Below are 23,614 nucleotides of genomic sequence, written 5' to 3' on the forward strand. Positions count from 1 at the left end.
AAACTCGTCAGTTTCTCTCAGTCTTTTTATATTTTTAAAACACTTTAACTTTTAAATTAAAAATTATAGTGAACGTGAAGCACCTTTGTATACAACACCACGTCTTGAATCAACAGTAACAGTGTCACCATCTTTAACAAGGCTTGTAGCGTTCTTAGCACCAACAACTACAGGTAGACCCATAGCGATACCAACAACAGCTGCGTGTGAAGTTAGACCACCGTTTTCAACAACAACGGCACTAGCTTTTTCAAGAGCTGGTAGGTAATCTTTGTCAGTCATTTCTGTAACAAGGATGTCGCCTTCATTGATCTTCTTGTTAGCTTCTTCAGCGGTGTGAGCAACAACAACGTTACCAACAACTGATTCTTCACCAACACCTTGGCCTTTAACCAATGTAGAACCGATCAATTGAACCTTCATCAAGTTTGTTGTACCACTTTCACCGACAGGAACACCAGCGACAACAAGAATCAAGTCACCTTCCTTAGCAAAGCCAAGTTCTTGAGCTTTCTTAGCAGCTAAGTCGAACATTTCATCAGTGTTATCAGGCTTGTCAACGATAACTGGATCAACACCCCAGTTAACTGTCAAACCACGTTGTGTAGTTTCGTCAAATGTAAGTGCCAAAATATCAGCAGATGGACGATACTTAGAAATCATACGTGCTGTGTAACCACTCTTTGTAGCAGCAACGATTGTGTGAATGTTTAGTTCTTCAGCTGTTCTAACAACTGATTCACCGATTGATTCTGTAACGTTTGAACCCTTGTAATCTTCGAAACGTTGGATTGCAAGTTGGTTTGTGTGGTTCAATTGTTGTTCTGTACGTTCGTCGATACGAGCCATAGCAGCAACTGATTCAACTGGGTAGTCACCGTTAGCACTTTCACCTGAAAGCATTGTTGCATCTGTACCATCAAGAACAGAGTTAGCAACATCAGTAACTTCGGCACGTGTAGGACGTGGGTTTTCTTGCATTGAATCAAGCATTTGTGTAGCTGTGATAACTGGCTTGCCAAGAGCGTTACATTTCTTGATCAAAGTCTTTTGTACGAATGGTACGTTTTCAAATGGAATTTCAACACCCATGTCACCACGAGCAATCATCAAACCATCTGATACTTGAAGGATAGAATCGATATTGTCGATACCTTCTTGTGATTCAATCTTAGGGAAGATTTGTACGTATTCACAGTGTTTTTCTTCAAGGATTTCACGAATATCCAAGACATCTTGAGCTTTACGAACGAATGAAGCTGAGATGAAGTTGATACCTTGTTCTAGACCGAAACGAATATCGTCAGAATCTTTTTCTGTGATACCTGGTAGACGAACTTCAACACCAGGAGCATTGATACTCTTTCTTGAGCCGATCATACCGTCGTTTTGAACAACAGTAACCAATTCACGGTTCTTGTCATCTTTTTCAGTAATCTTCAAATCAACAAGACCATCATCAATCAATACGTGACCACCAACATGTGTATCATCGTATAGACCAGGATATGTTGAAGCAATCTTTTCAGGTGTACCTGTTAAGGAATCATCCATTGAAATACGGATTGTTTGGCCAATCTTAGCTTCAAACTTGTTACCTTCTTGAACAGTTGTACGAATTTCAGCACCCTTAGTATCTAGAACGATACCAACAGTCTTACCAGTAATCTTTTCAGCTTCGTGAACCATTTCCATACGAGCTTTGTGTTCTGGATGGTCACCATGTGAGAAGTTGAAACGGAAGATGTTAGCTCCGGCTTCAATCAACTTAACGATTGTGTCAACATCATTACTAGCAGGTCCAAGTGTACTTACAATTTTTGTTCTTTTCATCGAGAATCCCCTTTTCTTGTCTTAATACCTTGTTCATTGTACCAAATTAAAACTCTACATGTTTAAATTATCTGCTTAAAGATTCATTTAAATCATATAGTGATAAATCAGGTTTGTGCTTGCTATCGAATAAGTCAAGAATATCATGTGATGTAATCTTGTTATTTTCGATACCGACAGCCAAACCACCCTTGCCATCAAGCAAGAGATCAACTGCATAAGCACCCATCTTACTTGCTAAGACACGGTCTTTTATAGTTGGTGAACCACCACGTTGCACATGTCCGAGAACAGTTGCACGTGAATCAAAGTCACCATACTTGTCCAATTCACTCTTGAATTCGTCAGCGTGCATAACACCTTCAGCAAGAACGATAATCATGTTCTTGTTACCTTGTTGACGGCCAGTTTCGACCTCTTCAGCAATTTCTTTGATGTCAAAATCACGTTCAGGAATGATGATCTTTTGAGCACCACCAGCAACACCTGCCCAAAGAGCAACGTCACCAGCGCCACGTCCCATAACTTCAACGATGAAAGTTCTTTCATGGGAACTAGCAGTATCATGCAACTTATCGATTGCATCAACGGCAGTCGATACAGCTGTATCGAAACCAATTGTAAAGTCTGTGAACGGAATATCGTTATCGATTGTTCCTGGCAAACCGATTGTGTTAAAACCGTGTTCAGTCAAACGCAATGCGCCATGATAAGAACCGTCGCCACCGATAACAACTAATGCATCGATTCCAAACTTCTTCAATTGTTCAATACCCTTCAATTGGCCTTCAACTTTAGCAAATTCAGGGTATCTTGCAGAATGCAAGAATGTACCACCACGTTGAATATGGTCAGATACGTCGTCGCTGTTCAAACGGAAGATATCTCCCGCAACAAGTCCAGCATATCCATAATTGATACCATACACTTCAAGCCCTTTGTCAATGGCTCTACGTGCGACTGCTCGAATAGCAGCGTTCATACCAGGGGCGTCGCCACCACTGGTCAAAATACCAATACGCTTCATTTGTTCACACTCCAAAATTATTTGTTTCTAAAACAAAACCTAATCAAATATAACATTTTTGTTGAATACTTTGTAGAGCTGAAAACGTTTTAAGATAAATTATTCACTCTTTTTTTAGAAAAACATTTTGTTTACCTAAAAACATCTCCAATTTCTGCTGCACATTACTATTAAAATCTATCCAGCGGTTCGATTTCAAGAGTAATGCTTGTTTCTTTTGCACTCGATATAAAATTACCGGCATTTGGCCATTGGCACTCTCAATGATCTGATAAAGCTGTTTCAAATTTTCTGAAGTATCGTGAGCTTTGTCGATCCTTAAATAGAGTTTTTCAGTTGGCAACTGGACGGTATATTGTTTTGGATCGACCACTTTATCAGCAATCAGTTCCAAGTCTCCTCTTTGACCAACATTAGGATGACCTACGAACAAATAAATATTTCCATCCAGATCGATTGACTCAATCTTTTGAAAAAGTTTGGGAAAGACTGTCACAGAAATCGTTCCTGATTCATCTTCAATTGTCATAAAACTCATTCGTTGACCCTTTTTTGTCCTGATCACTCGTAAATTCTTGACTAATCCCAAGACATTGACAGTTTGATTTTGAAAATTATTCAACTCTGAAATTTTAATTGTTTGCAGATCCAATAAGCGGGTGCGATACTTTTCGACTGGATGTCCTGAAACGTAGACGCCTAAATACTTTTTCTCTTGATTCAATTTTTCCGTCAAACTGAAATCGTCAACTTGGTGCTTCTTAGGGTCCAAAACATCAAATAATGATAAATTGCTGCCAGCTAACTGTATGCTTTCAATCAAATCACGAAAATCATACAGCAGTTCTTTGCGATTGCGGTTGAAACCATCAAAAGCTCCCGCCAAAATCATTGGTTCTAAATAGTCGTTCTTAACAAACCGACGGTCGATTCGTTGTAAAAAGTTGAGTCCACTAGTGTAGTGCCCGTCTTTTTGCCGTTTTTTGATGATCTCATCAGCCAAATCACGACGCATCCCTTTGATACTCAATAAACCAAAGCGAATTGCTTGATTGCTATCGGTGAATTCATATGAACTCTGATTAATATCGACATTTAAGATTTTCACTTGCATATCTTTAGCATCTTGGATATAAGTCGAGACTTTGCTCTCATTATTCAAGTTGGAATTTAAGAGAGCAGCAAAGAAAATATCTGGAAAATGAACCTTGATGTAAGCTAGCCAAAACGCAATCATCGAATAGGCAACTGAATGTGACTTGTTAAAACCATAATTACCGAATTTTTCGATATACTGATAAACTTTTTTTGCTGAATCAAGATCATGACCTGCCGCCACTGCTCCGTCAATAAACTTCTGGCGATTCTGTTCAATCAATTGGTCGTTTTTCTTACTGATAGCCCGACGCAAAATATCGGCATCAGCTAGTGAAAAATTAGCCATTTCAGAAGATGCCTGCATAACTTGTTCTTGATAAACTAAAATTCCATAGGTCGGTTTCAAGATTTTCTCTAATGAGCGGTCCGGATATGTAACCGGTTCATCGCCATGCTTTCGCGCAATAAAGGTCGAGATGTTTTGCATTGGACCAGGCCGGTACAAAGCGTTCGTCGCCACGATGTCATCGAAGCTTGTTGGGACTAACTGTCGTAAAACGCTACGAATTCCTTCTGATTCAAATTGAAAGACCCCATCGGTTGCTCCCTTTTGGAACAGTGCCAAGGTCTTTTTATCATCAAGTGGAATCTTTTCGGGAATAAATTCTTTTTGGAAGCGTTGGGAAATGGCCTGAATGGACTTATCCAGAATGGTTAAATTCTTTAATCCCAAAAAATCCATTTTCAAAAGGCCAACATTCTCAACATTATACTTAGTCTGCTGGGTCAAATTTATTCCATCAGCCTCTAGTTGCACTGCAACAATATCAGTCATTGGCTTTTTACTGAGAACGATTCCGGCCGCATGCGTGGAATAATGACGCGGTATTCCTTCGATACGTTGAGCAACTTTAAAGATCAATTGATTTTCACGAGAGTTTTGAGCTAGTTGGCGTAAAGCACCTGACTCATCCAATGATTCTGCCAAGGTAATGTTGAGCTTACGTGGAATGGCATTTGACCACTGCGAGATTTGAAACTGGGTCTGGCTAAATGTTCGTGCAATATCTCTTAAAGCCATTTTGGCAGCTAAAGTCCCGAAAGTGATAATTTGAGCCATATGGTCAGAACCATATTTGTCATGCATATACATCACCATCTCATCTCGACGGTCGTCTGGTAGATCAAGGTCGATATCAGGCATATTAGCTCGCTGTGGATTTAAGAAACGTTCAAATAGTAAGTCGTATTTGATTGGGTCAACCTGAGTTATCCCTAGGCAATATGAGACTAAAGAACCAGCCGCTGATCCTCGTCCTGGACCCGTTTTAATTCCAATTTGATGTGCATGTTTGATCACATCCCAAACGATCAAGAAATAATCTGCGAAACCCATTTTCTCAATGACAGTTAATTCATAGTCCAAGCGTTGCTGATAAGTCGACGAAACATCGTTTTCTAAACGTTTTTTTAATCCTCGGGCCGCTAAATCATGCAAAAATTCAATTGAAGAGATACCGTTAGGCGTCTCAAATTCAGGCAGTTCCGTTTCTTTAAACTCGATCTCAACATTACAGTTGTCAGCGATCCGTCCAGTATTCTCAACTGCCTCCAATAAATCGACGTCTTTAAAATCAGCCGTAAATTCTTGAACTGTTCTTAAATAATAATCGCCTTTCTCAACCACTTGCTCCAAATTCTCAAATTTTTGACCAGTTCGTAAGTAATTAACTACTTGATAAGCTAAATGATCATCTGGATTCAGATATCTAACATCGCCTAAAGCCACCATTGGTAAATGGTAATGCTCTGCTACTTGCCGAACATTTTTGACATTATCGATTTCACTAGCATAGAGACTGATTCCTAGATAAAATGCTTGGTTTTTGATCAGAGCCTGCATTGCCTCGATATAAGCCGCTACATCGACGCTCAAGACCTCCGCCTTACTGCCAGGTGTAATTACAAACAGCCCTTCCAAATGGTCTCTCAAGTCTTGAAAACTGACTGGATCAGTTTGAGACATAATCTTTGAAGAAATTTTAATTAAATTTTTATAACCTGAATTATTTTTGGCCAATAATATCAATGGATAAACATTCTCAGAATCTATGATTCCGGCTATCTCAATTGTTAAACCAATAATTGGTTTAATGCCAATTTTTTTAGCATATTTATAAAAATCGATTGACGCATACAGATTATTTAAATCTGTCAAAGCCATTGCCGCGTATCCCCGAGACTTAGCTTGATCCACTAACTCGGTCAATTTTGCGGGACTATGCAATAAACTAAAGCTGCTCATGACTTGTAGTTGTGCTTGCAATTTGTCGCCCCCTTTGTTTAAAATTATATCAAATGCAAGTAGAAATTTATTGGGTAAAAACGTTATTTGTGCTAAACTACTTGAGAAAGTGAGATGGATGATATGAGATATGTTGCCATTATTTTCTGGGCTATCATGTTAGGCCAAGTTGCTGGCTTTATCGGTGGTGCTTTGAATCAACAAACTTATAATTTTACATATTCAGTTATTATTAGCATAGTATTTGCTATCATTTTCAGTGTAATTCCATTGATTCTTGATAGCTCTGTCAAAGATGAGAAAAAAGCTTAACATCACGTTAAGCTTTTTTTCTTTGTTGTCAATTATCATCTTAATAAAAAGTGCCATCTGATTCAGATTTGGAATCAGACGGCACTTTTTCAATTTTAAAACAAACTATCTTTGCACTTGTTGATTATTAATACTTAGTAATGTACAAATAAAATTCTTTTGTAGATAAGTTGATATTGAAATTAACTCCATTTGAAGTTATTTGGTTCATTGAAGTCTTAGTAGAATTCTGACCTGCATTTTTGGTCTGCTTAGCAAACTCTTTCAAGACCTTTTGTCCATCTGCACCTAAGAACTTCGAAACGACCATCAAGTTGGTAGCAAAGTTCTTTTGACCAGTCTTAGACTTCAAGTCCTTATAGGAAAGTGTCGTTGCAATTCCCATCAGCTGATTGTTCTGAACGTTGTAATACCACTTACTGCCGTCATTCTTTTGGTGAGTTAAAATGCCATCTTTAGAGATCAACTGAAGCTGATCATTTGATTGTCCCATCGACAACATCGTGTAATTATATGTTTGAGCAAAAGTCAGATAGTCTTGTAGAGCCTTTACCTTCTTAACTTTAACCAACTTCGACTCAACTTGATCACCATTCGTAGCTTTAATACGAACAGTCTGGTCTTTAGTTGATACGGGTACTGAGATGGCAAAATGATTTTCATCTACATCAACCTTTTTGGTCTTGCCATTAACTGAATATGTCAACTTCTGATAGTTCTTGGCTTGACCCTTGACCACAGCTACAAGACCGTCGGCCTTATACGTTTTGGCAGTCGTTGATAAGCTCATTTTCGAGCAGCCAGTCAGCAACAAAAAGAACAATGGAATAACTACTAAGAGAGCATATTTTAGTCTTTTCATATTGTTGAACCACCTAATATTGAATATTAAAAAAAAGCCAAGCTAAACTTGACTTTTTCATTAAGCTTCTTTGCTATCGTCGATAACTTTTTCACCTTTGTACATACCTGATGGTGATACATGGTGACTTAAGCGATATTCACCTGAAGCAACGTCGAATTGCATGTTTGGTGTTGATAGCTTAAGATGTGCGCGTCTTTGGCGCTTTCTTTGTTTTGATGTTTTTCTCTTTGGAACAGCCATATTTAAAAAACTCCTTTTATTTAATTAACTCAATCAAATCTAACGTTTAATATAATACTATCATAAAAACGTTTGAGCAAGCAAATTTACTATTTAGTTTGCTTTTTTCCATTATTTTCCTTTAAAGCATCAGCAATTTCCTTATCATTGGAAACTTTGACCCGTGAAATTTGCTTTTTGGCATGACGATTGAAATCATCATCTTTTTTCTTACCAGTACTTGCCAGTAGCATGGTGATGATTGCACCTAGCAACAGTGTCACGATGATCAAAATGATCAAAGGTAATTTAACTCTTGTGAAGCCAAAACTTACCGTGACCGGATTTACATTCAAAACAGCGAAAATCACCACGATTAATGTAATAATTAGACCGATTACGAATCTCGATTGTTTACCGTTCATCTTTGTTCTCCCCTATTTACGGTTACCAAGTGTCGAAGCAAAGTAATCTCCCAAGCTTGGAGCCAATTTGTATAGTACTGCTGCTAATTCCATATAACGAGGTCGATTGATTTCACGTTTCTTGCGACCAAAAGTATTTACGATTTCCCAAGCTAATTTATCAGGATCAAGAATGAAATACTTCACTGAATCAAGATAATTACCGGAATGATCAGCAACCTCAAAGAAATTCGTCTTCACAGGGCCAGGATTGACCGTTGTGACATAAACTCCCATTGATTGTAGTTCTAATCGTAAACCATCGGAAAAAGCAATGACGGCCGCTTTTGAGGCCGCATAGGCAGCAGACTTAGGCGTAGTGATCTTACCAGCCATCGAACCAATATTGAAGATGTGTCCTCGGCCGTTTTCAATCATGCCCTTTGCGACTAAACGTGTCATCAACATTAAGCCTAACACATTGACACGGAACATTTTTTCAATTTTAGTAAAATCCGTTTCTAAAAAGTTAGAAAAATCGCCAAATCCGGCAGCATTTACTAAAACGTCAATATCATCACTAAATTCCGAAATCTCTTGAACCGCTGCCGTAATTGCCTCAGGGTCACTCATATCAACTGACAAGTATTCATGAACAGCACTTTCCGCTCCAACACGAATACACTCATTTTTGACTTGGAGCAATTTATCTTCATTTCTTGCGATCAAAACCACATTGGCCCCACATTTCGCAGCATTGATAGCAACATCTTTGCCAATACCGGATGAAGCTCCTGTAACAACTACCGTCTGATTCAATAAATTAGTCATATCAATCTTCTCCTCTAATTAAAAGGTACTTCGTATATATCGAAATCACTCGCAACTCGAGTATTCTTAAAGATCCTTTGTGCTTCTTTTTGCAAGATCAAGGCTCCACGACCAGTATAGCGAGCTGAAATATGCGTCAAAATCAAGCCTTTGGCATGACATCTTTGAGCAACTTCCGCTGCCTGAGTAGCCGTAGAGTGAAAGTAATTGTAAGCTAATTGTTTCTCATCATTTGAGAAAGTCGACTCATGAACGATCACATCAGCATTTTCTGACAATTTGTCTATTTCTGGTGTATAGCGAGTGTCAGAGATGATCGTGACAACTTTACTTGGCTTTTCTGGTCCAATAAAGTCAGTACCATCTAGGACTGTACCATCATCCAAAGTAACCGTTTTTCCAGCTTTTAACTGACCAAAAATTGGTCCATTCGGAATATGATACCGTGCTAATTTATCAACTAGCAATTCGCCGACACGCGGTTTTTCTACGACTCGGTAACCAAAGCAAGTCACTCGATGCTTTAATTTTCCCGCGTAAACGCTAAAGGTCTTGTCATTGAATATTTCACCATCATTTTTTAACTCAATATACTTGATTGGATAGCTGAGCTTACTGCCAGTGACACGTAAGGAAGTTTCAATATACTCCTTAATACCCACTGGTCCATAAATTTCTAAAGTTGAATTACCGCCTTGATTGGATCGGCTATCCAATAAACCTGGTAAACCAAAGATATGATCACCATGCAGATGGGTAATGAAAATCTTCGTGATTTTTCTAGGCTTGATGGCCGTTCGTAATATTTGATGCTGTGTCGCCTCGCCAACGTCAAACAGCCAAACTTCATTTCTTTCGTCCAGCATCTTTAAAGCTGTACTCGAAACGTTGCGGCTCTTCGATGGAACTCCGGCACCAGTTCCTAAAAATTCTAATTCCATAAAAAAATCCTTATCTAGTTGCTAACTATTTTTTGTCTAATGTTTTCAAAATTTCTTTGGCAACAAATGAGGTATAGTACATCGAACCATCTGGATTTGGATGGACATTATCGTCATAGAACCAGTCAGTATGATTCTGTGAATATGCATTCCAATCGATCACAGTTAAATTCTTATACTTCTTTGAAGCCTGATCCAAGACTCCATTAACAGTCTTTTCCCAAGGTCTAGTTGGCACGTGAACATTGATCCAGTATACATGACGCTTAGGACCAACTAATTGCATGACTTGACCGACTTGATCCATATTGAAAGGACCATTAGTTCCTAAGCCGATCATGACATTAGGTGCCAATACACCTTGATCTTTGTAATTTTGTAATAAATCAAGACTAGCGCCCATTTGACGACTGACTGCAGCATCAATAATTACCTTCTTGTCATCAAATAATTTCATGAAATTATCTGATCCATCGGCCATAATGGAGTCACCGACAGCTGTCAATGGTACATCCTTTAATCTTTGCAGATCAATTTGGCTCAAACCATACTTCTCAAACTCAGTATTGATTGGATGATCCTTTGCCGCTTTCTTGTAACGTTCATAATCGGCACTGGACATCTTGCCAGTAGCATTCTTTTGCTCCTTCTTAGCTTTCTTCAAGTTAGCAATTGCGGCTTCTTTTTTAGCCTTATTAGCCTTTTCATTCTTACTGATCTTATTAGCCAACTCGCTGTGGTTGACGTTTGGTTTTGGCGCACTAACAGCCTTAACCACTCCATAAGAACCAGTTACACAAATGGCAGCAATAACTACCGCTAAAATCTTTTGGAGAGCTGTTGATGACGTAAAGAACTTCTTAACATCGCTCCACTTAGCATGAGCCAATGGTTGTTCAACGAATCTAAATGAAAATTCAGTTACTAAGACAATCAAAATGACTTCGATCACTGGATAAAGTATTGGGTGATCAGCCACATTTCTGAACTTAGATTCGAAGAAAATCATTACTGGAAATTGGTAAAGATATAACCCATAACTTCTCGTTCCGATATAATGGAAAACTTTATTCGACAAAATACCATTCCAGAATGAGTCTGGATGAGCTACGACCGCAATAAAAATACATGTCGTAACAGAGAAAATGAACATTCCACCACGATATAAGAACGCATCTGAATCTTTGATCGTAAAGATCATCAAAATCATTAATGCAAATGACAACAATCCGACGATATTTAATTTGAGACGATCACTCTTATGCAAGCCACTCTTCAATTTTTCGGCAGGCCAGATCAAAGCTAGTCCACATCCTAATAAAATTGAGAATAATCTTGTATCGGTACCATAATAAATTCTACTTGGATCAACACCCGGCTTGAATAAGAGTGCCATCCAAATAGCTGAAGCGATAGATACGATCATTGCAAAGCCAAAAATACGACTCTTCTTAACACCAAACTTGGCAAAAAGAATCAAAAGAATTGGCCAAACAATATAGAATTGACCTTCAATTGATAAAGTCCACAAGTGCGTAAATGGTGATTCATTATTGGCAAATCTTTCAAAATAAGATTGACCGTTAAATATTTGCCACCAATTATAAACATTCAAAACATTGGTGATAAAGATCTGATCGAGATGATACAGCAAACCTTTTAAAAACATGACGATATAAGCCCCGGATGCCAATAAAACAAATAACATTCCCGGATATAATCGCTTAACTCTTTTAATATAAAAATTACTTAATGAGAACGAACCACCATAATCAACCGTATTAAAGAAATGGTCGGTAATTAAGTATCCCGATATAAGGAAGAAAATAGGTACTCCCAAATACCCGCCGGAAAAAACATTAGGATTTAGGTGATACATAATAACACCAATTACCCCTAAAGTACGCAGTCCATCAAATCCAGTAATAAATCTTCTTTTCGGTGATTTATTCATTATCCTTATAGCCCCTAAATAAATTCAAAAGTAAAATCTAGAATTGTCACTGAGTCGCCTGATTCAGCTCCAGCATCGATCAAGGCATCTTCAATACCCATTGATTTAAGCTGTCTAGCAAAACGCATAATTCCATCTTGATGATCCATATTAGTTCTTTGCAACAAACGTTCGACTCTGTCCCCATGGACAATAAAGCTGTGTTCGTATTCTGGATCTTTCTCGATCGTAAATGCCTTTGCTTCTGGCTCATAGTTGTATTCTTTAGTCTCATCAGATTGAACATCAAAATGAATTGGTTCAGCCTTCGATAAGACTTCACTGGTGTGGTTCATCAAAGCCTTGACACCAGTATGTTGAATACTTGAAATAGGAAAAATATCGACATCTTCAGGTAATTGTTGCTTGAATTCAGCCAATCTTTCTTCAGAACCAGGAATATCTAATTTAGTTGGCACAATGATCTCGGGACGTTTCAAAACCCCTTCATCATAATTACCCAATTCTTGACGGATTGCTTGATAGTCTTCAAACGGATCACGGCCATTATTAGGGTCCATGTCAACTAAGTGCAAAATAACCCGGGTTCTTTCAACGTGACGTAAGAATTGAATTCCCAAGCCCACGCCGTTAGAAGCTCCTTCAATCAATCCTGGCAAATCAGCAATAACAAAATCACGGCCATCGTCTAAACGAACCATGCCTAAATTAGGTGATAGAGTCGTAAAGTGATAAGCGGCAATTTTTGGTTTAGCTGAAGTTGCAACAGATAATAAGGTAGATTTACCTACTGAAGGAAAACCAACTAAACCAACATCAGCGATTAATTTTAATTCCAATTTAATATGACGTTCTTGTCCAGGTTCACCATTTTCTGCCACTTCCGGAGCTTGATTCTTGGAATTAGCAAAGTGAATATTTCCACGACCACCGTCGCCACCTTTAGCAACAACTAGTTCTTGGTTATTATTGACCAAATCGCCAATTAAATGTCCAGTATCTTCATCATAAACTGAAGTGCCGGTTGGGACTTTAATATAAACGGGATCGGCCTTGTGACCGTACATACCCTTAATCTGGCCATTTTGACCGGGTTCTGCTTTAAAAATTCTCTTGTATCTGAAGTCCATTAAAGTATTCATACCTTCATTAGCCTTCAAGATGATATCGCCACCGCGACCACCATCACCACCGGAAGGTCCACCAAGTGGAACATACTTTTCGTGACGGAAAGCAACTGCACCGTCGCCACCCTTTCCGGATCTAACGGTGATTTTAACGTTATCTACAAACATTAAAATCCCCCTTTCTAAACTTTAATTATCATTTTTAAATTTTAGCACAAAAACACGTTTCATAATACTTGGAACTGGTATTGATTGTCCAGTATTTTTTTGTGCGGTGAAATTTTTTTGAAGGTTTTTGACCGTTTTTGAGATTTTATGATTGATTTTGAATGAATATGGATGTATTATATCTTCTTGTGAGGTGATGAAAGTGCTTACCGAAGAAAGACAACAAATTATTTTAGAACAATTAAAATTACATAATATTGTCAAACTCCACGATTTGATTCCACTTACTGGTGCTTCCGAGTCAACCTTGCGTCGTGACCTTCAAGACTTGGAGAATTGTCACAAGTTATTGAGAATTCACGGTGGTGCTCAAAACGTTATTTCATTGCATGAGGAACCGGCTCTTTCGCAAAAGGCAGCCGTCCATATCAATGAAAAAAAATTAATCGGTCAAACAGCCGCAAATTTAGTTTCTAATCATGAAGTGATTTTCCTGGATTCTGGGACAACGATTCAATTCATGATTCCCTACTTAATAGAACATACTGATCTGTTAGTCATTACCAATAGTGTCGATAACGCTTCGATGTTGGCTGATTATAACGTGAACACTTTTCTTCCTGGGGGGAAGTTAAAGTCATCGACCAAAGCTCTGGTTGGTGCAAACATCATTCAAACTCTGGAGAATTATCATTTTGATCGAGCTTTTCTAGGTACTAATGGCTTTTCGATCGATGCCGGTTATACGACACCTGATCCCGAGGAAGCTGCCATTAAGAGTTTAGCAATCGCTCAATCAAACCAAGCCTATGTCTTATCTGATAATTCTAAGTTTTCGCAAGTGAGTTTCAGTCGTTTTGCGACTTTAGACGAGGTTCCCTTGATAACTAACAAATTATCGGAACGGGAAATGAGTCTGATAGGTAAATATACAAAAGTAACGGAGGCTATTTAGGTGATTTATACAATTACAGTCAACCCTTCAATCGACTACGTATTACAATTGAAAGCCTTGACTACAGGTGAAGTTAACCGAACTACGAGTGACGTTAAACTTCCCGGAGGAAAAGGTATCAACGTTTCTCGAATCTTAAAAGCATTGAATATTAACTCAATGGCTTTAGGATTCGTCGGTGGTGCAACTGGTTCGATGTTTGAAGAACTATTAGCACAACATGATTTGAAAACTTCTTTTACGAGGGTTAAAGAAGATACCAGAATCAACGTGAAGATCAATGCCGTCGACCAAAATGAGGAAACTGAGATCAACGGTGCTGGTCCAAATATCAGTACATCTGAAAAACAAACTTTCATGGATAATCTCAATGAGATTGGTAAAGGCGATATTGTGGTCATGGCTGGAAGCCTTTGCAAAAATCTAAATAACAATTTTTATTTAGATATCGCTAAAAAGATTCAAAAGCAAGGAGCCGAGTTCGTGATCGATACGACTGGTCAAGCATTGTTAGATACCTTGCCTTTGCATCCTTTGGTAGTTAAGCCAAATCACCATGAATTAGCGGACTTGTTCAACGTAACATTCAAAAATGACCAAGAGATCATCACTTATGCACGTAAGTTACTAGAAAAAGGTGCTAAGCATGCATTGGTTTCCATGGCCGGTGACGGTGCCCTGCTTGTTACCAAAGATAAAGCCTACAAGTCCAACGCACCTAAAGGTACTGTTATTAATTCAGTTGGTGCTGGAGATTCAATGATTGCTGGTTTTGCTGGTACTTTCATGGAAACAAACGATCCAATTGAAAGTTTCCATATGGGTGCCGCATGTGGATCAGCGACAGCTTTTAGTCAAGATATTGCTGTCAAAGCAAAAATTGATGAGGTTTATAAAAATATTTCTATAACAGAAATTTAATTGGGGGGACTTTTTAATGGACTTGAAACAACTACTCTTAAAAGACGCCATGATTATGGACTTGAAAGCCACTACTAAAGAGGAAGCCATTGAGGAAATGGTCGACAAGTACTATCAAGTCGGCGTCATTGATGACAAAGAACTATACAAAGCTGACATCCTAAAGCGTGAAGCTCAGACAAGTACTGGGATCGGTGATGGAATTGCCATGCCGCACGCACGTGATAAAGCTGTTAAACGAGCAACCGTATTGTTCGCTAAAAGTGAGAAAGGTATCGATTATCAATCACTTGATGGACAACCAGCTTACCTATTCTTCATGATTGCCGCACCATATGGGGCTGACAATTTGCACTTGCAAGCTCTAGCTGCACTTTCATCACTCTTGATCAATCCAGAATTAGTTAAGAACTTAAAAGCTGCTAAGACTGCTGATGAAGTTCAAAATCTTTTTGACCAAGCAATGAAGGAAAAAGAAGCTAAAGATAAGGCTGACGAAGAAAAACAAAAAGCTAAGGAAGCCCAAGCTGCTAAACAAACTGATTCAACCGACAAAAAGCCATACGTCGTTGCTGTCACAGCTTGTCCTACAGGTATCGCTCACACTTACATGGCTGAAGCTGCTTTGAAAGAACAAGCTGAAAAGATGGGTGTGGATATTAAAGTTGAAACCAACGGTTCTGAAGGTGTTAAACACAAATTGACCGCTAGTGAAATTCAACGTGCTGATGGTGTAATCATTGCTGCCGATAAAAAAGTCGACATGCCAAGATTTGATGGCAAACATTTAGTTAACCGTCCCGTTAGCGATGGTATCAACAAAGCTGAAGAACTGATCAACTTAGCTGTTGAACAAAAAGCACCCGTATTTCACGCTGAAGGTGGCGCCCAAGCTGAGGCTGATGAAGATAGTGAAGAAAAGAAATCACTTTGGTCAAGAATCTATGCCGATTTAATGAATGGTATCTCTAATATGCTTCCATTCGTTGTTGGTGGTGGTATCTTGATGGCTATCTCCTTCCTTTTGGAAAACTCCGTTGGTGCACACTCACAATGGTTCCTATTCTTTAATAACGTTGGTAATTATGCTTTTAGTTTCTTGATTCCTGTTCTAGCTGCTTACATCGCCGTTTCAATTGGTGACCGTCCTGCCTTACTACCTGGTTTTGTTGGTGGTTATATGGCTTCACAAGCTGCTGCTTCAGTAGTTAGTTCTAAGAGTCCAGCCGGATTTATCGGTGGTCTACTAGCCGGTTTCATTGCTGGATGGGTCATTGTCTTCTTAAAGAGATGGCTTAAGAAATTACCACATACTTTGGATGGTCTAAAAACTATCTTGATCTACCCAGTGCTTGGTTTACTATTAACCGGTGCTATTATGTACTTTATCGTTGATCCAGTCTTTGCGGTTGTTAATGCCGCTATCACCCACTTCCTAGAATCAATGGGTACTGGTAATGCCGTTATCCTTGGTACTTTACTTGGTGGTATGATGTCAATCGATATGGGTGGTCCTTTCAATAAAGCTGCTTATACTTTCGCTATTGGTTCCTTTACAGCGACACATGATGGTGCTTTGATGGCTGCTGTCATGGTCGGTGGTATGATTCCACCATTGGCAATCGCCATTGCTACAACTTTCTGGAAAGACAAGTTTACTGAACAAGAAAGACAAGCTGGTCTCTCCAACTATATCTTAGGTTTATCATTTATTACTGAAGGTGCTATCCCATTTGCTGCCGGAGATCCATTGCACGTTATCGTTTCAAGTGTTATCGGTTCTGCTATCGGTGGTGGACTTACACAACTCTGGGGCGTTAATGTTCCTGCTCCTCACGGTGGTATCTTCGTTACACCACTTGCTAACAAACCCTTGCTTTACTTGCTCGCCGTTGTTATCGGTGCAGTGATTTCCGGTGTTATCTATGGTGTTTGGAAACCTGCTTTGAAAAAAAATAAAGACCTTAAGTAAAAAAAGTTTATAAATCAAAAAGGGTATCAATTCAATGTTTAAACGTTGAATTGATACCCTTTTTGCTACTTATTAATAATTATCTATGATAAAGGAAAACAATAGTCGACTTTAAATCTATAATTCTTAATACTATCTATTAATCTTGTCTCATCAAAATTAATGGTAGTTTTTTCAATTGCTCTAAAATTTTAAATTACAAAGAATGTACCATCCACCGATGGCCAAACCTTTGTAATTTTCCAGTTTAGCACGTAATGATAGATAATAATTTAAAAAATCAGTTCCACAAATCAGTTAAAATCACATCATCACTCTTTGGATGCAATTTTTCTTCTTTATCTACCTTAACAAAGATTGGAACTGGAATTGCATTACCGGTTACTATAGCCTCGCCTTTACCCAAACTAGGAATCTTTTGAAATGAACTTCTATCTAAAGTTGGCATAGTATTCTCAAGCATATTCAAATCATTATCATTTACTAATCTATGTATAAAATAATTATGTAACTGTGACATTATCATTGGAGAAATATCAGCGGGTCTTTGACTAGCTAAGGTCAAATAAAAGCCAAATTTTCTTCCTTCTTTAATTATCTCTTCAAATATGGAAAGTCTATAATCCTGCCAATCATCACCGTTGTTTCTAAATTGAGCGTTCAATATATTATGTGCCTCATCAATAATCAAATGTTTCGTCATTTCAACATTCCCACTTGATACATTCATTTTTTGATTATCATATATCATTTTAGACAACAACATGGGAACCAATCTAGTAATTTCTTGATTGGCATGTACCAACGAAATTATATTCAGCATTTTATAAGATTTCATTGCATTATCATTTACCTCAATAACTTTTTCTAAACTGTCAAACGATGAATTAATTCTATTGAATAATGGATCAAGAAACTTTCTATTTATTTTTCCCCAAGCCGTTCGGTGAACTCTTTGAAAATCTAAAAACATCCTCAATTGACTAATAGGGCGACTACCAAAATTTATAAAGCAATTATTTAATTCTTCTGACAATTTCGTAATTCCCGATTTTTTTAAAGTACTATCATCGATTGCATCAACAGATCCTTTATTAAACCATTTCTGGTCCTCTTTTGTATAATAAAAATAAAAATTACCATTACCGTATTGAGATATATGATCTATCATATTAAACAAATCTGTATTACTTATATATCTTTTTGCAGTATCTATCCAATCCTGAAGACTATCTTGATTAACGGCCTGACCTGAAGTCAATATTCTTTTTAAAGTACCAACAGCGTAATTTCCAAAATTAAAAACTTTTTCTTTTCTTTTACTATTGAACTCATTCACCGATTTTCGCAAAAAAGGTACCTGTGTCGCGGGACGTGCGTCAAATAGAATTGAAAGTATATCAGCATCAAATAAATATTGGCTAGAAACAGGCAACTTACTTTTGCTAAATAATTCTCTAGTATCAATGTCAAATACTCTTTTATCATCTTTATAAACGCCAAATATTCCAACATCATTTTCTCCCACATTAGAATATTCACCATTAAAATCAATTACAAAAAACTGTGATTTTTTTACTATTTTGTCGTAATATTTTGATTTAAACAATTCTAAATACAATTTATGCAATGTATTTGATTTACCACTACCTGTATTACCAAATATTCCAATATGGGAAGCAAACAATCCATTAATGGGTAATTGTATTTTCTGATTTTCTAATAACGATTTCCCTATAACAATTGTAGGTTCATTATTCTTAATTCCATATATAACTTTTAATTCTTCTAAACATTGTTAATGTAACCTCATTTCCAATCATAGGAACATATTTACTTGTGACATTGAAGTCATCATTCTCAATTACACCTTTAGTTTTCAATGTAATTATTCTATTTATAGAATTTTTAGAATATCTATTATCAAATTATAGAATTTTTAGAATATCTATTATCAAATTCAGCACTCTTTATTGAATTTTTTTGATCAATTATCTTTTCATTGGACACACTGGCTATAATTTGAATATCATTTTGATTTATTGTTAAATATGCTCCGACTTTAGGACCACTTAATATATCTCCATACCATAGAAACATAGCGTCATTTGACATATTATACATACCTACTTCAGATATAGATCCATCAACAGATGTTATTACCCCTAATTTTTTTTTAGGCTTGGTCATCTTTCAAATCCTCCAGACTACTCCCATTTAAAATATCGGTTAGATTTGACAGTGTAAAATTATCATTATTTTTGTAATTTTCATTAAAATCTTTTGGGGTTAGGAGTATTAAATTCCTAATATCTTTTCCTAATTTTAAATTATTAAGAATCTTTTTTTCATCGTCATCATTAAATCCGAATATATATACAATCAGTTCTGGATTCTGAATTGCTCTTCTAACCATTTTAGCTATGTGGGAATCTTGAAATGAAAATCCAATCACAAACAAAACTGATTGTGGTTTATCCAATTCCAACTGAAATACTCTTAACATCTCATGAAAATGATTATCCATAAAGGTCTCATTTTCTTCCTTACCAGTTGGTCTAACTATCAAAGGAGAATCTGTAACATAATTTCTGATCAATGCTCTATCTTTGTCAATCTCCCAATTTATAGAGCCGTGGGGTTTTATCAAAGTTATTGATGGGATTTCGTTTGTATAGTTGTCATTTAGCCCCTTATATGAAACCGTCTTATTATAGTTTGAGCTGTCCAAAATCCTATTGAAATAACCACTCGCACCGTCATTGAATACAAATTTGTACGTTCTCATTAACACATCAACAGCTTTTTCTATAAACAAATCATAATTAGTAGAAAATAAATTTATCGTTTTAGGAGTTTGCCGAGAATTAGACAAATTTAATATATTAATTATTGAAGTAATAAATCTAACATAGTCATTTAAAACTAATCCTGTCACACGATCCTCTTTATTATCAACCATTTTGGTGCTTACTTGTTTAACTATATTTTTTAAATTTTCATTTCTCTCTTCGAGATTTTCACCTTCGACACTATCCATCAATGGTACTGCAGGAACCGAAGTACCCGATCCAATTAAAAAGCTTAATTGTTTAGTTATTGCTAATTTTCTTATATTCTTAATAAGAGTTTCTTTTTCATAATTCATGCCGCACTACCCCCACTCAAACTCAATAAAATGATTAGACTCTCTCAAAATTTTAAAAGTATGACCCAAAAACATTTGACTTTTCATAGCCATTTCAAGGGAAATTTCTCTTTTACATATTTCATTTTAAGTATATCATTTAAATTTATTAGACAGACATATACTACAATTTGATAATCGTAATTACTCAAATGAATGTACTTTACGATACTTAAACATTAGATTCATAAACTCAAACATAAAGTACAAAAAATCCGATACTATAATTAAATCTCCAAACCTAATTACCTTCGACGCCACCTAATTTTTTATCAAAATCATCTTTAGGTTGACTGGCATCGACCCAGTGTAGATCAGCATGTAAAGCATATAAAAAGTCTAAGAATGCTGAATTAATACCTAAACTATCTAATTCCGTCTGTGAAAGTGTGTAGTTGATCGAATCTTCTTGGCCTAATTCAACTTTTTGAACCCAATGAGGCTCACGAATAGGCTCACGAATAGACTCACGACCAATCGCAGCAAAATCGATTCCAGCATTAATAATTTTTTCCGCCTCAGCTGGTGTTTCAATCGAACCCACGGAAATTAATGGTACACGGTCCTTAACAACTTGTTTGATTTTCAAAACGATTGGTTCAGTATCAGATTTGTCGTTTTATGAAGTACGCCAAGCGTAACCCATCGAAACATGTAAATAACTGATTGGCTGATCGGCTAAACGAATACCGGGTTCTTCAATTTCCTCGGGTGAAATCCGATAACCGACAATAAACTTGTCGTCAGCGTATTTCGCAACGGTTTGGTTAACTCGTTTAATGATTTCTAGAGCAAACCGCATCCGATTTTCTAAACTTCCACCCCATTTATCGGTACGACGGTTAGAATGTGGTGAAAAGAATTGTTGCATCTAATAAGTGTTGGCCCCATGTAATTCTATTCCATCAAATCCAGCTTGAATCGCACGACGTGTAACTTGTCCAAAGTCTTCAATGATCTGTTCAATTTCTTCATTAGTTAATTCACGTGGTGTTTCTGCATTGGGACCACTGCGCTGGCAGAAACTGGCTGTACACCGCGGAGAATTTTAGAATTAGACATTCTACCAGCATGGAAAATCTGTAAGATAGCTTTAGTCCCATTTTGTTTCATTGTATGGACCGATTTAGTCAGCCCTGGCATGAATTTGTCATCAGCAACAGAAGGTTCACCCTCAAAACCCTTACCATCAGCGGATACGTTCATAACTGAAGCAATGAACATCCCGGCACCGCCTGTATGAATATCAAAATATTTCAATTCGTCACTTGAAATAGCTCCATTCTCCAAAGCAACGGCCTCTATCATTGGTGGGATAACAATTCTATTTTTAATCGTTACACCATTTTTAAAAGTATAAGGTTGTAAAAAATTATATTTAGTTGTCATAAGTTTCTACCTCGCTTAGATAAGTTTCAACAGTGAAAAAAAATTCGACGTGAATTTAATAAATCTACGTCGAATTTTTTGTTTTAAATTAAATTATTCTTTTAAGTACTATTTGAAAAAGAATGAGAATCCAAATAAAAAGCACCCAATTCCAGCAAGAACAATCAATGTTCCCGTAAGTTTGGAAGCAAAACCAAACGTAGCTGGCGTCTTAGTAAAATCCACTTTGACTCCTGCATTATCAAAGACTTTTTTGTCCATCCGCATATACCTGATTCCATAATAGATGACACCTAATCCAACTAAAAATGTTCCTATTCCTTCAAATGTGTTTAACATAAGATATACCCCCCTTTGAGTATAACTATATTTGCTCCTGACTTTTATTATCTTTTTTTCATCATAGTCTTAAATAATTTCTCTTGCGAGCGTTTTAATAAAATATCTTTTTTCTTTGGTAAACGGTGCGTACTAGGGTTTGTACTTCGTCATTCTTGAAGATCATGACTTGATTATTTAACTAAAGATTCCGTCACAAACTCTTCCTTTTTTCTAAAAGTTAATTTGTTTCAGTCTGATAAGCCAAATTACGTTTTTTCATCTTATTTCGATACCAGAAGAATAACAACAAGTAAACAGCAATCGCACAAACGGTCAAAGCGATAAACTTCAAGTCACCAGATGAAGACTTACCTATCATGATCGCCAATAATTGTTCAATTGGACCTTCTTTAGTCGCCGAACCTATCATTCCGATATTTGTATTGTTCAATAAGATATTCTTAAACATTGAAGTGATAAATGGCGCTGTTAAGGTGGCTGACCACAAGAAAATTGGAATTTCCACTACTCCGATAATAATCATGCGAAAGACTTTCCCACGTGTCACGACTAATAGCGATGGTGTAATGCCCATGGCAATCAAACCTCCTAAAGGAATAATGCGGTTGCCAGGTAACAAAAATGCTTCAACAATCAAGCAAGGTGCCAAAATATTGGCTACAGACCAAACTTCAGGACGGCTGGATAAAAACGCCCAATCCAGACCAACAAAGCTCATATTGACACCGTATTTGTTCAATCGATCAGTAATAATCTTAATGATTGGATCAAGTGATGATGTCAACCACGATCCAATGAGATTGAACAATTCTAAAAAGGCCCCTAGTAAGAATGCTAAGCCAAAGGTATCTTTTAAGTTAATTTGACCAAATAAACCAATCAATATTCCTAAGAAAAAGCCCGTCGCAAATTTTGAACTCCAGAAACCAACAGCCTTATTCAATTTCGTAGAATTAAAACTGACTTTATCGATTCCAGGAATCAAATTACATATTTCATTCAATAACATCACGATTGGATTCATCAAATAATTCATATGTGTGGACGTCATTGGCCCTTTTTGATCATTCATCAAATCATTGAATGTTGGTTTCATCAAATCAGAATTAATAAACTTCAAAATCCCTAAAGCAATTACGAAGATCAAACTGACAACGATATTTGCACCCATGTACATTGCTAACAGACCCACAAATGACAAGTGCCAGATGTCAAAAATATCAACGTCCAAAGTTTTAGTTACGTGATAATGCAACAAGATCACATTAACTATCATCATGACTAATAAAACTAGCAGATTGTAAGCTGAACTCCAGGTGATAATTGCTGCTGGCGTCCAACCTAAATCAATGACGTCTAGTTTCAAGCCTGTTTTGGCTATTAATTTGGTAATATCTGGATTGTAAGTCTGCATCAGTAACGACACGAGCGAAGTTGTTGCCATAATCGCAATCAAAAATTTAATAATACTCTCGACCATTTTAGTAAAGTGCGTTTTGCCAACTATCATGACCACAATCAGTAAAATACAAACGACACTCAAGCCGTTAGCAAAAGTAAAAAAACTCATCAATTTATTTCCCCCCAAGAAAAAAGCTGAAGGTATGACACTTTTCAGCTTTTTTACCATCTCATTTTTAAGATTGGTGTTAGAACAGTGCTTTCATTTTTTATTATCTCACTTCTCACATTAATTCATGAATTATTTTTAATTTCCATTTTTTTAATTGGTAATAATTTTGCTCATAAAAATACCCTCAAAGT

The 23,614-nt window shown here is 36.9% G+C and carries 17 protein-coding genes and 2 pseudogenes; 4 read left to right on the forward strand and 15 right to left on the reverse strand.

Annotation, left to right across the window (positions count from 1 at the left end; translation table 11 throughout):
• Window positions 1–63 precede the first annotated feature (63 nt).
• The 3 genes from pyk to dnaE form a co-directional block, all read right to left on the reverse strand.
• On the reverse strand, window positions 64–1,833 hold the full coding sequence (gene pyk / locus ACYT32_RS12025) for a pyruvate kinase (protein ID WP_395266401.1): 1,770 nt from the start codon (window positions 1,831–1,833) through the stop codon (window positions 64–66).
• Between the two features lie 67 nt (window positions 1,834–1,900).
• Window positions 1,901–2,860 carry a 6-phosphofructokinase gene (gene pfkA / locus ACYT32_RS12030; RefSeq protein WP_395266403.1) on the reverse strand — a complete coding sequence of 320 codons (960 nt, stop codon included), beginning with the start codon at window positions 2,858–2,860 and terminating at the stop codon, window positions 1,901–1,903.
• A 103-nt stretch (window positions 2,861–2,963) separates the two neighbouring features.
• Entirely contained in the window at window positions 2,964–6,284 is a 3,321-nt protein-coding gene (gene dnaE / locus ACYT32_RS12035; RefSeq protein WP_395266406.1) for a DNA polymerase III subunit alpha, read from the reverse strand.
• A gap of 93 nt (window positions 6,285–6,377) precedes the next feature.
• Between dnaE and ACYT32_RS12040 the strand changes: the two genes are divergently transcribed.
• A complete protein-coding gene (locus ACYT32_RS12040) occupies window positions 6,378–6,575 on the forward strand; it encodes a YjzD family protein (RefSeq protein WP_395266408.1) in 198 nt (65 codons plus the stop codon).
• 127 nt (window positions 6,576–6,702) lie between these two features.
• On the opposite strand, the gene ACYT32_RS12045 is transcribed toward ACYT32_RS12040, so the two are convergent.
• The 7 genes from ACYT32_RS12045 to obgE all read right to left on the reverse strand — a co-directional run bounded on the left by ACYT32_RS12045 (window position 6,703) and on the right by obgE (window position 13,084).
• Complete coding sequence (locus tag ACYT32_RS12045) at window positions 6,703–7,437, reverse strand: hypothetical protein (protein WP_395266410.1); 735 nt, start codon at window positions 7,435–7,437, stop codon at window positions 6,703–6,705.
• Between the two features lie 60 nt (window positions 7,438–7,497).
• Window positions 7,498–7,680, reverse strand: coding sequence for a 50S ribosomal protein L32 (gene rpmF / locus ACYT32_RS12050; protein ID WP_395266412.1), 183 nt, complete (start codon window positions 7,678–7,680; stop codon window positions 7,498–7,500).
• 89 nt (window positions 7,681–7,769) lie between these two features.
• Window positions 7,770–8,084 (reverse strand): lipopolysaccharide assembly protein LapA domain-containing protein, encoded by a 315-nt coding sequence (locus ACYT32_RS12055; RefSeq protein ID WP_395266414.1) that lies wholly within the window; start codon window positions 8,082–8,084, stop codon window positions 7,770–7,772.
• A 12-nt stretch (window positions 8,085–8,096) separates the two neighbouring features.
• Complete coding sequence (locus ACYT32_RS12060) at window positions 8,097–8,894, reverse strand: SDR family NAD(P)-dependent oxidoreductase (protein WP_395266416.1); 798 nt, start codon at window positions 8,892–8,894, stop codon at window positions 8,097–8,099.
• A gap of 14 nt (window positions 8,895–8,908) precedes the next feature.
• On the reverse strand, window positions 8,909–9,835 hold the full coding sequence (gene rnz, locus ACYT32_RS12065; RefSeq protein ID WP_395266418.1) for a ribonuclease Z: 927 nt from the start codon (window positions 9,833–9,835) through the stop codon (window positions 8,909–8,911).
• A gap of 25 nt (window positions 9,836–9,860) precedes the next feature.
• Window positions 9,861–11,789 carry an acyltransferase family protein gene (locus ACYT32_RS12070; protein ID WP_395266420.1) on the reverse strand — a complete coding sequence of 643 codons (1,929 nt, stop codon included), beginning with the start codon at window positions 11,787–11,789 and terminating at the stop codon, window positions 9,861–9,863.
• Between the two features lie 14 nt (window positions 11,790–11,803).
• Window positions 11,804–13,084, reverse strand: coding sequence for a GTPase ObgE (gene obgE, locus ACYT32_RS12075; protein ID WP_461793472.1), 1,281 nt, complete (start codon window positions 13,082–13,084; stop codon window positions 11,804–11,806).
• A 202-nt stretch (window positions 13,085–13,286) separates the two neighbouring features.
• Here obgE and ACYT32_RS12080 point away from each other — a divergent pair, with 202 nt between their 5' ends.
• Genes ACYT32_RS12080 through ACYT32_RS12090 form a run of 3 tightly spaced genes read left to right on the forward strand, consistent with a single transcriptional unit; the run spans window position 13,287 to window position 16,932 of the window.
• Window positions 13,287–14,039 carry a DeoR/GlpR family DNA-binding transcription regulator gene (locus tag ACYT32_RS12080; protein ID WP_395266422.1) on the forward strand — a complete coding sequence of 251 codons (753 nt, stop codon included), beginning with the start codon at window positions 13,287–13,289 and terminating at the stop codon, window positions 14,037–14,039.
• Window positions 14,040–14,960, forward strand: coding sequence for a 1-phosphofructokinase (gene pfkB / locus ACYT32_RS12085; RefSeq protein WP_395266424.1), 921 nt, complete (start codon window positions 14,040–14,042; stop codon window positions 14,958–14,960).
• A 16-nt stretch (window positions 14,961–14,976) separates the two neighbouring features.
• Window positions 14,977–16,932, forward strand: a complete 1,956-nt coding sequence (locus ACYT32_RS12090) for a PTS fructose transporter subunit IIABC (RefSeq protein WP_395266426.1) — start codon at window positions 14,977–14,979, stop codon at window positions 16,930–16,932.
• Between the two features lie 280 nt (window positions 16,933–17,212).
• Here the strand turns inward: ACYT32_RS12090 and ACYT32_RS12095 are convergent.
• From ACYT32_RS12095 to ACYT32_RS12115, 5 genes and pseudogenes are all read right to left on the reverse strand, one after another.
• Window positions 17,213–19,122: pseudogene (locus ACYT32_RS12095) on the reverse strand (ATP-binding protein).
• Window positions 19,109–20,080, reverse strand: coding sequence for an SIR2 family protein (locus ACYT32_RS12100; protein ID WP_395266428.1), 972 nt, complete (start codon window positions 20,078–20,080; stop codon window positions 19,109–19,111). Before ACYT32_RS12100 ends, ACYT32_RS12095 begins: the two are co-directional and overlap by 14 nt.
• A 280-nt stretch (window positions 20,081–20,360) precedes the next feature.
• Window positions 20,361–21,508 (reverse strand): annotated as a pseudogene (locus tag ACYT32_RS12105) (NADH-dependent flavin oxidoreductase).
• Between the two features lie 108 nt (window positions 21,509–21,616).
• A complete protein-coding gene (locus ACYT32_RS12110; protein WP_395266430.1) occupies window positions 21,617–21,847 on the reverse strand; it encodes a hypothetical protein in 231 nt (76 codons plus the stop codon).
• Between the two features lie 220 nt (window positions 21,848–22,067).
• Window positions 22,068–23,420, reverse strand: a complete 1,353-nt coding sequence (locus ACYT32_RS12115; RefSeq protein WP_395266432.1) for a PTS transporter subunit IIC — start codon at window positions 23,418–23,420, stop codon at window positions 22,068–22,070.
• Window positions 23,421–23,614 lie beyond the last annotated feature (194 nt).

It is taken from the genome of Companilactobacillus sp. FL22-3, from assembly GCF_054881455.1.

What these genes read in the sequence shown, in the direction of transcription:
- pfkA (WP_395266403.1), bottom strand. Translation starts at nt 2,860, where the DNA reads ATGAAGCGTATTGGTATTTTGACCAGTGGTGGCGACGCCCCTGGTATG.
- pyk (WP_395266401.1), bottom strand. Translation starts at nt 1,833, where the DNA reads ATGAAAAGAACAAAAATTGTAAGTACACTTGGACCTGCTAGTAATGAT.
- ACYT32_RS12115 (WP_395266432.1), bottom strand. Translation starts at nt 23,420, where the DNA reads ATGAGTTTTTTTACTTTTGCTAACGGCTTGAGTGTCGTTTGTATTTTA.
- rnz (WP_395266418.1), bottom strand. Translation starts at nt 9,835, where the DNA reads ATGGAATTAGAATTTTTAGGAACTGGTGCCGGAGTTCCATCGAAGAGC.
- ACYT32_RS12070 (WP_395266420.1), bottom strand. Translation starts at nt 11,789, where the DNA reads ATGAATAAATCACCGAAAAGAAGATTTATTACTGGATTTGATGGACTG.
- ACYT32_RS12045 (WP_395266410.1), bottom strand. Translation starts at nt 7,437, where the DNA reads ATGAAAAGACTAAAATATGCTCTCTTAGTAGTTATTCCATTGTTCTTT.
- ACYT32_RS12090 (WP_395266426.1), top strand. Translation starts at nt 14,977, where the DNA reads ATGGACTTGAAACAACTACTCTTAAAAGACGCCATGATTATGGACTTG.
- ACYT32_RS12100 (WP_395266428.1), bottom strand. Translation starts at nt 20,080, where the DNA reads ATGAATTATGAAAAAGAAACTCTTATTAAGAATATAAGAAAATTAGCA.
- obgE (WP_461793472.1), bottom strand. Translation starts at nt 13,084, where the DNA reads ATGTTTGTAGATAACGTTAAAATCACCGTTAGATCCGGAAAGGGTGGC.
- ACYT32_RS12055 (WP_395266414.1), bottom strand. Translation starts at nt 8,084, where the DNA reads ATGAACGGTAAACAATCGAGATTCGTAATCGGTCTAATTATTACATTA.
- ACYT32_RS12110 (WP_395266430.1), bottom strand. Translation starts at nt 21,847, where the DNA reads ATGTTAAACACATTTGAAGGAATAGGAACATTTTTAGTTGGATTAGGT.
- ACYT32_RS12060 (WP_395266416.1), bottom strand. Translation starts at nt 8,894, where the DNA reads ATGACTAATTTATTGAATCAGACGGTAGTTGTTACAGGAGCTTCATCC.
- rpmF (WP_395266412.1), bottom strand. Translation starts at nt 7,680, where the DNA reads ATGGCTGTTCCAAAGAGAAAAACATCAAAACAAAGAAAGCGCCAAAGA.
- ACYT32_RS12040 (WP_395266408.1), top strand. Translation starts at nt 6,378, where the DNA reads ATGGATGATATGAGATATGTTGCCATTATTTTCTGGGCTATCATGTTA.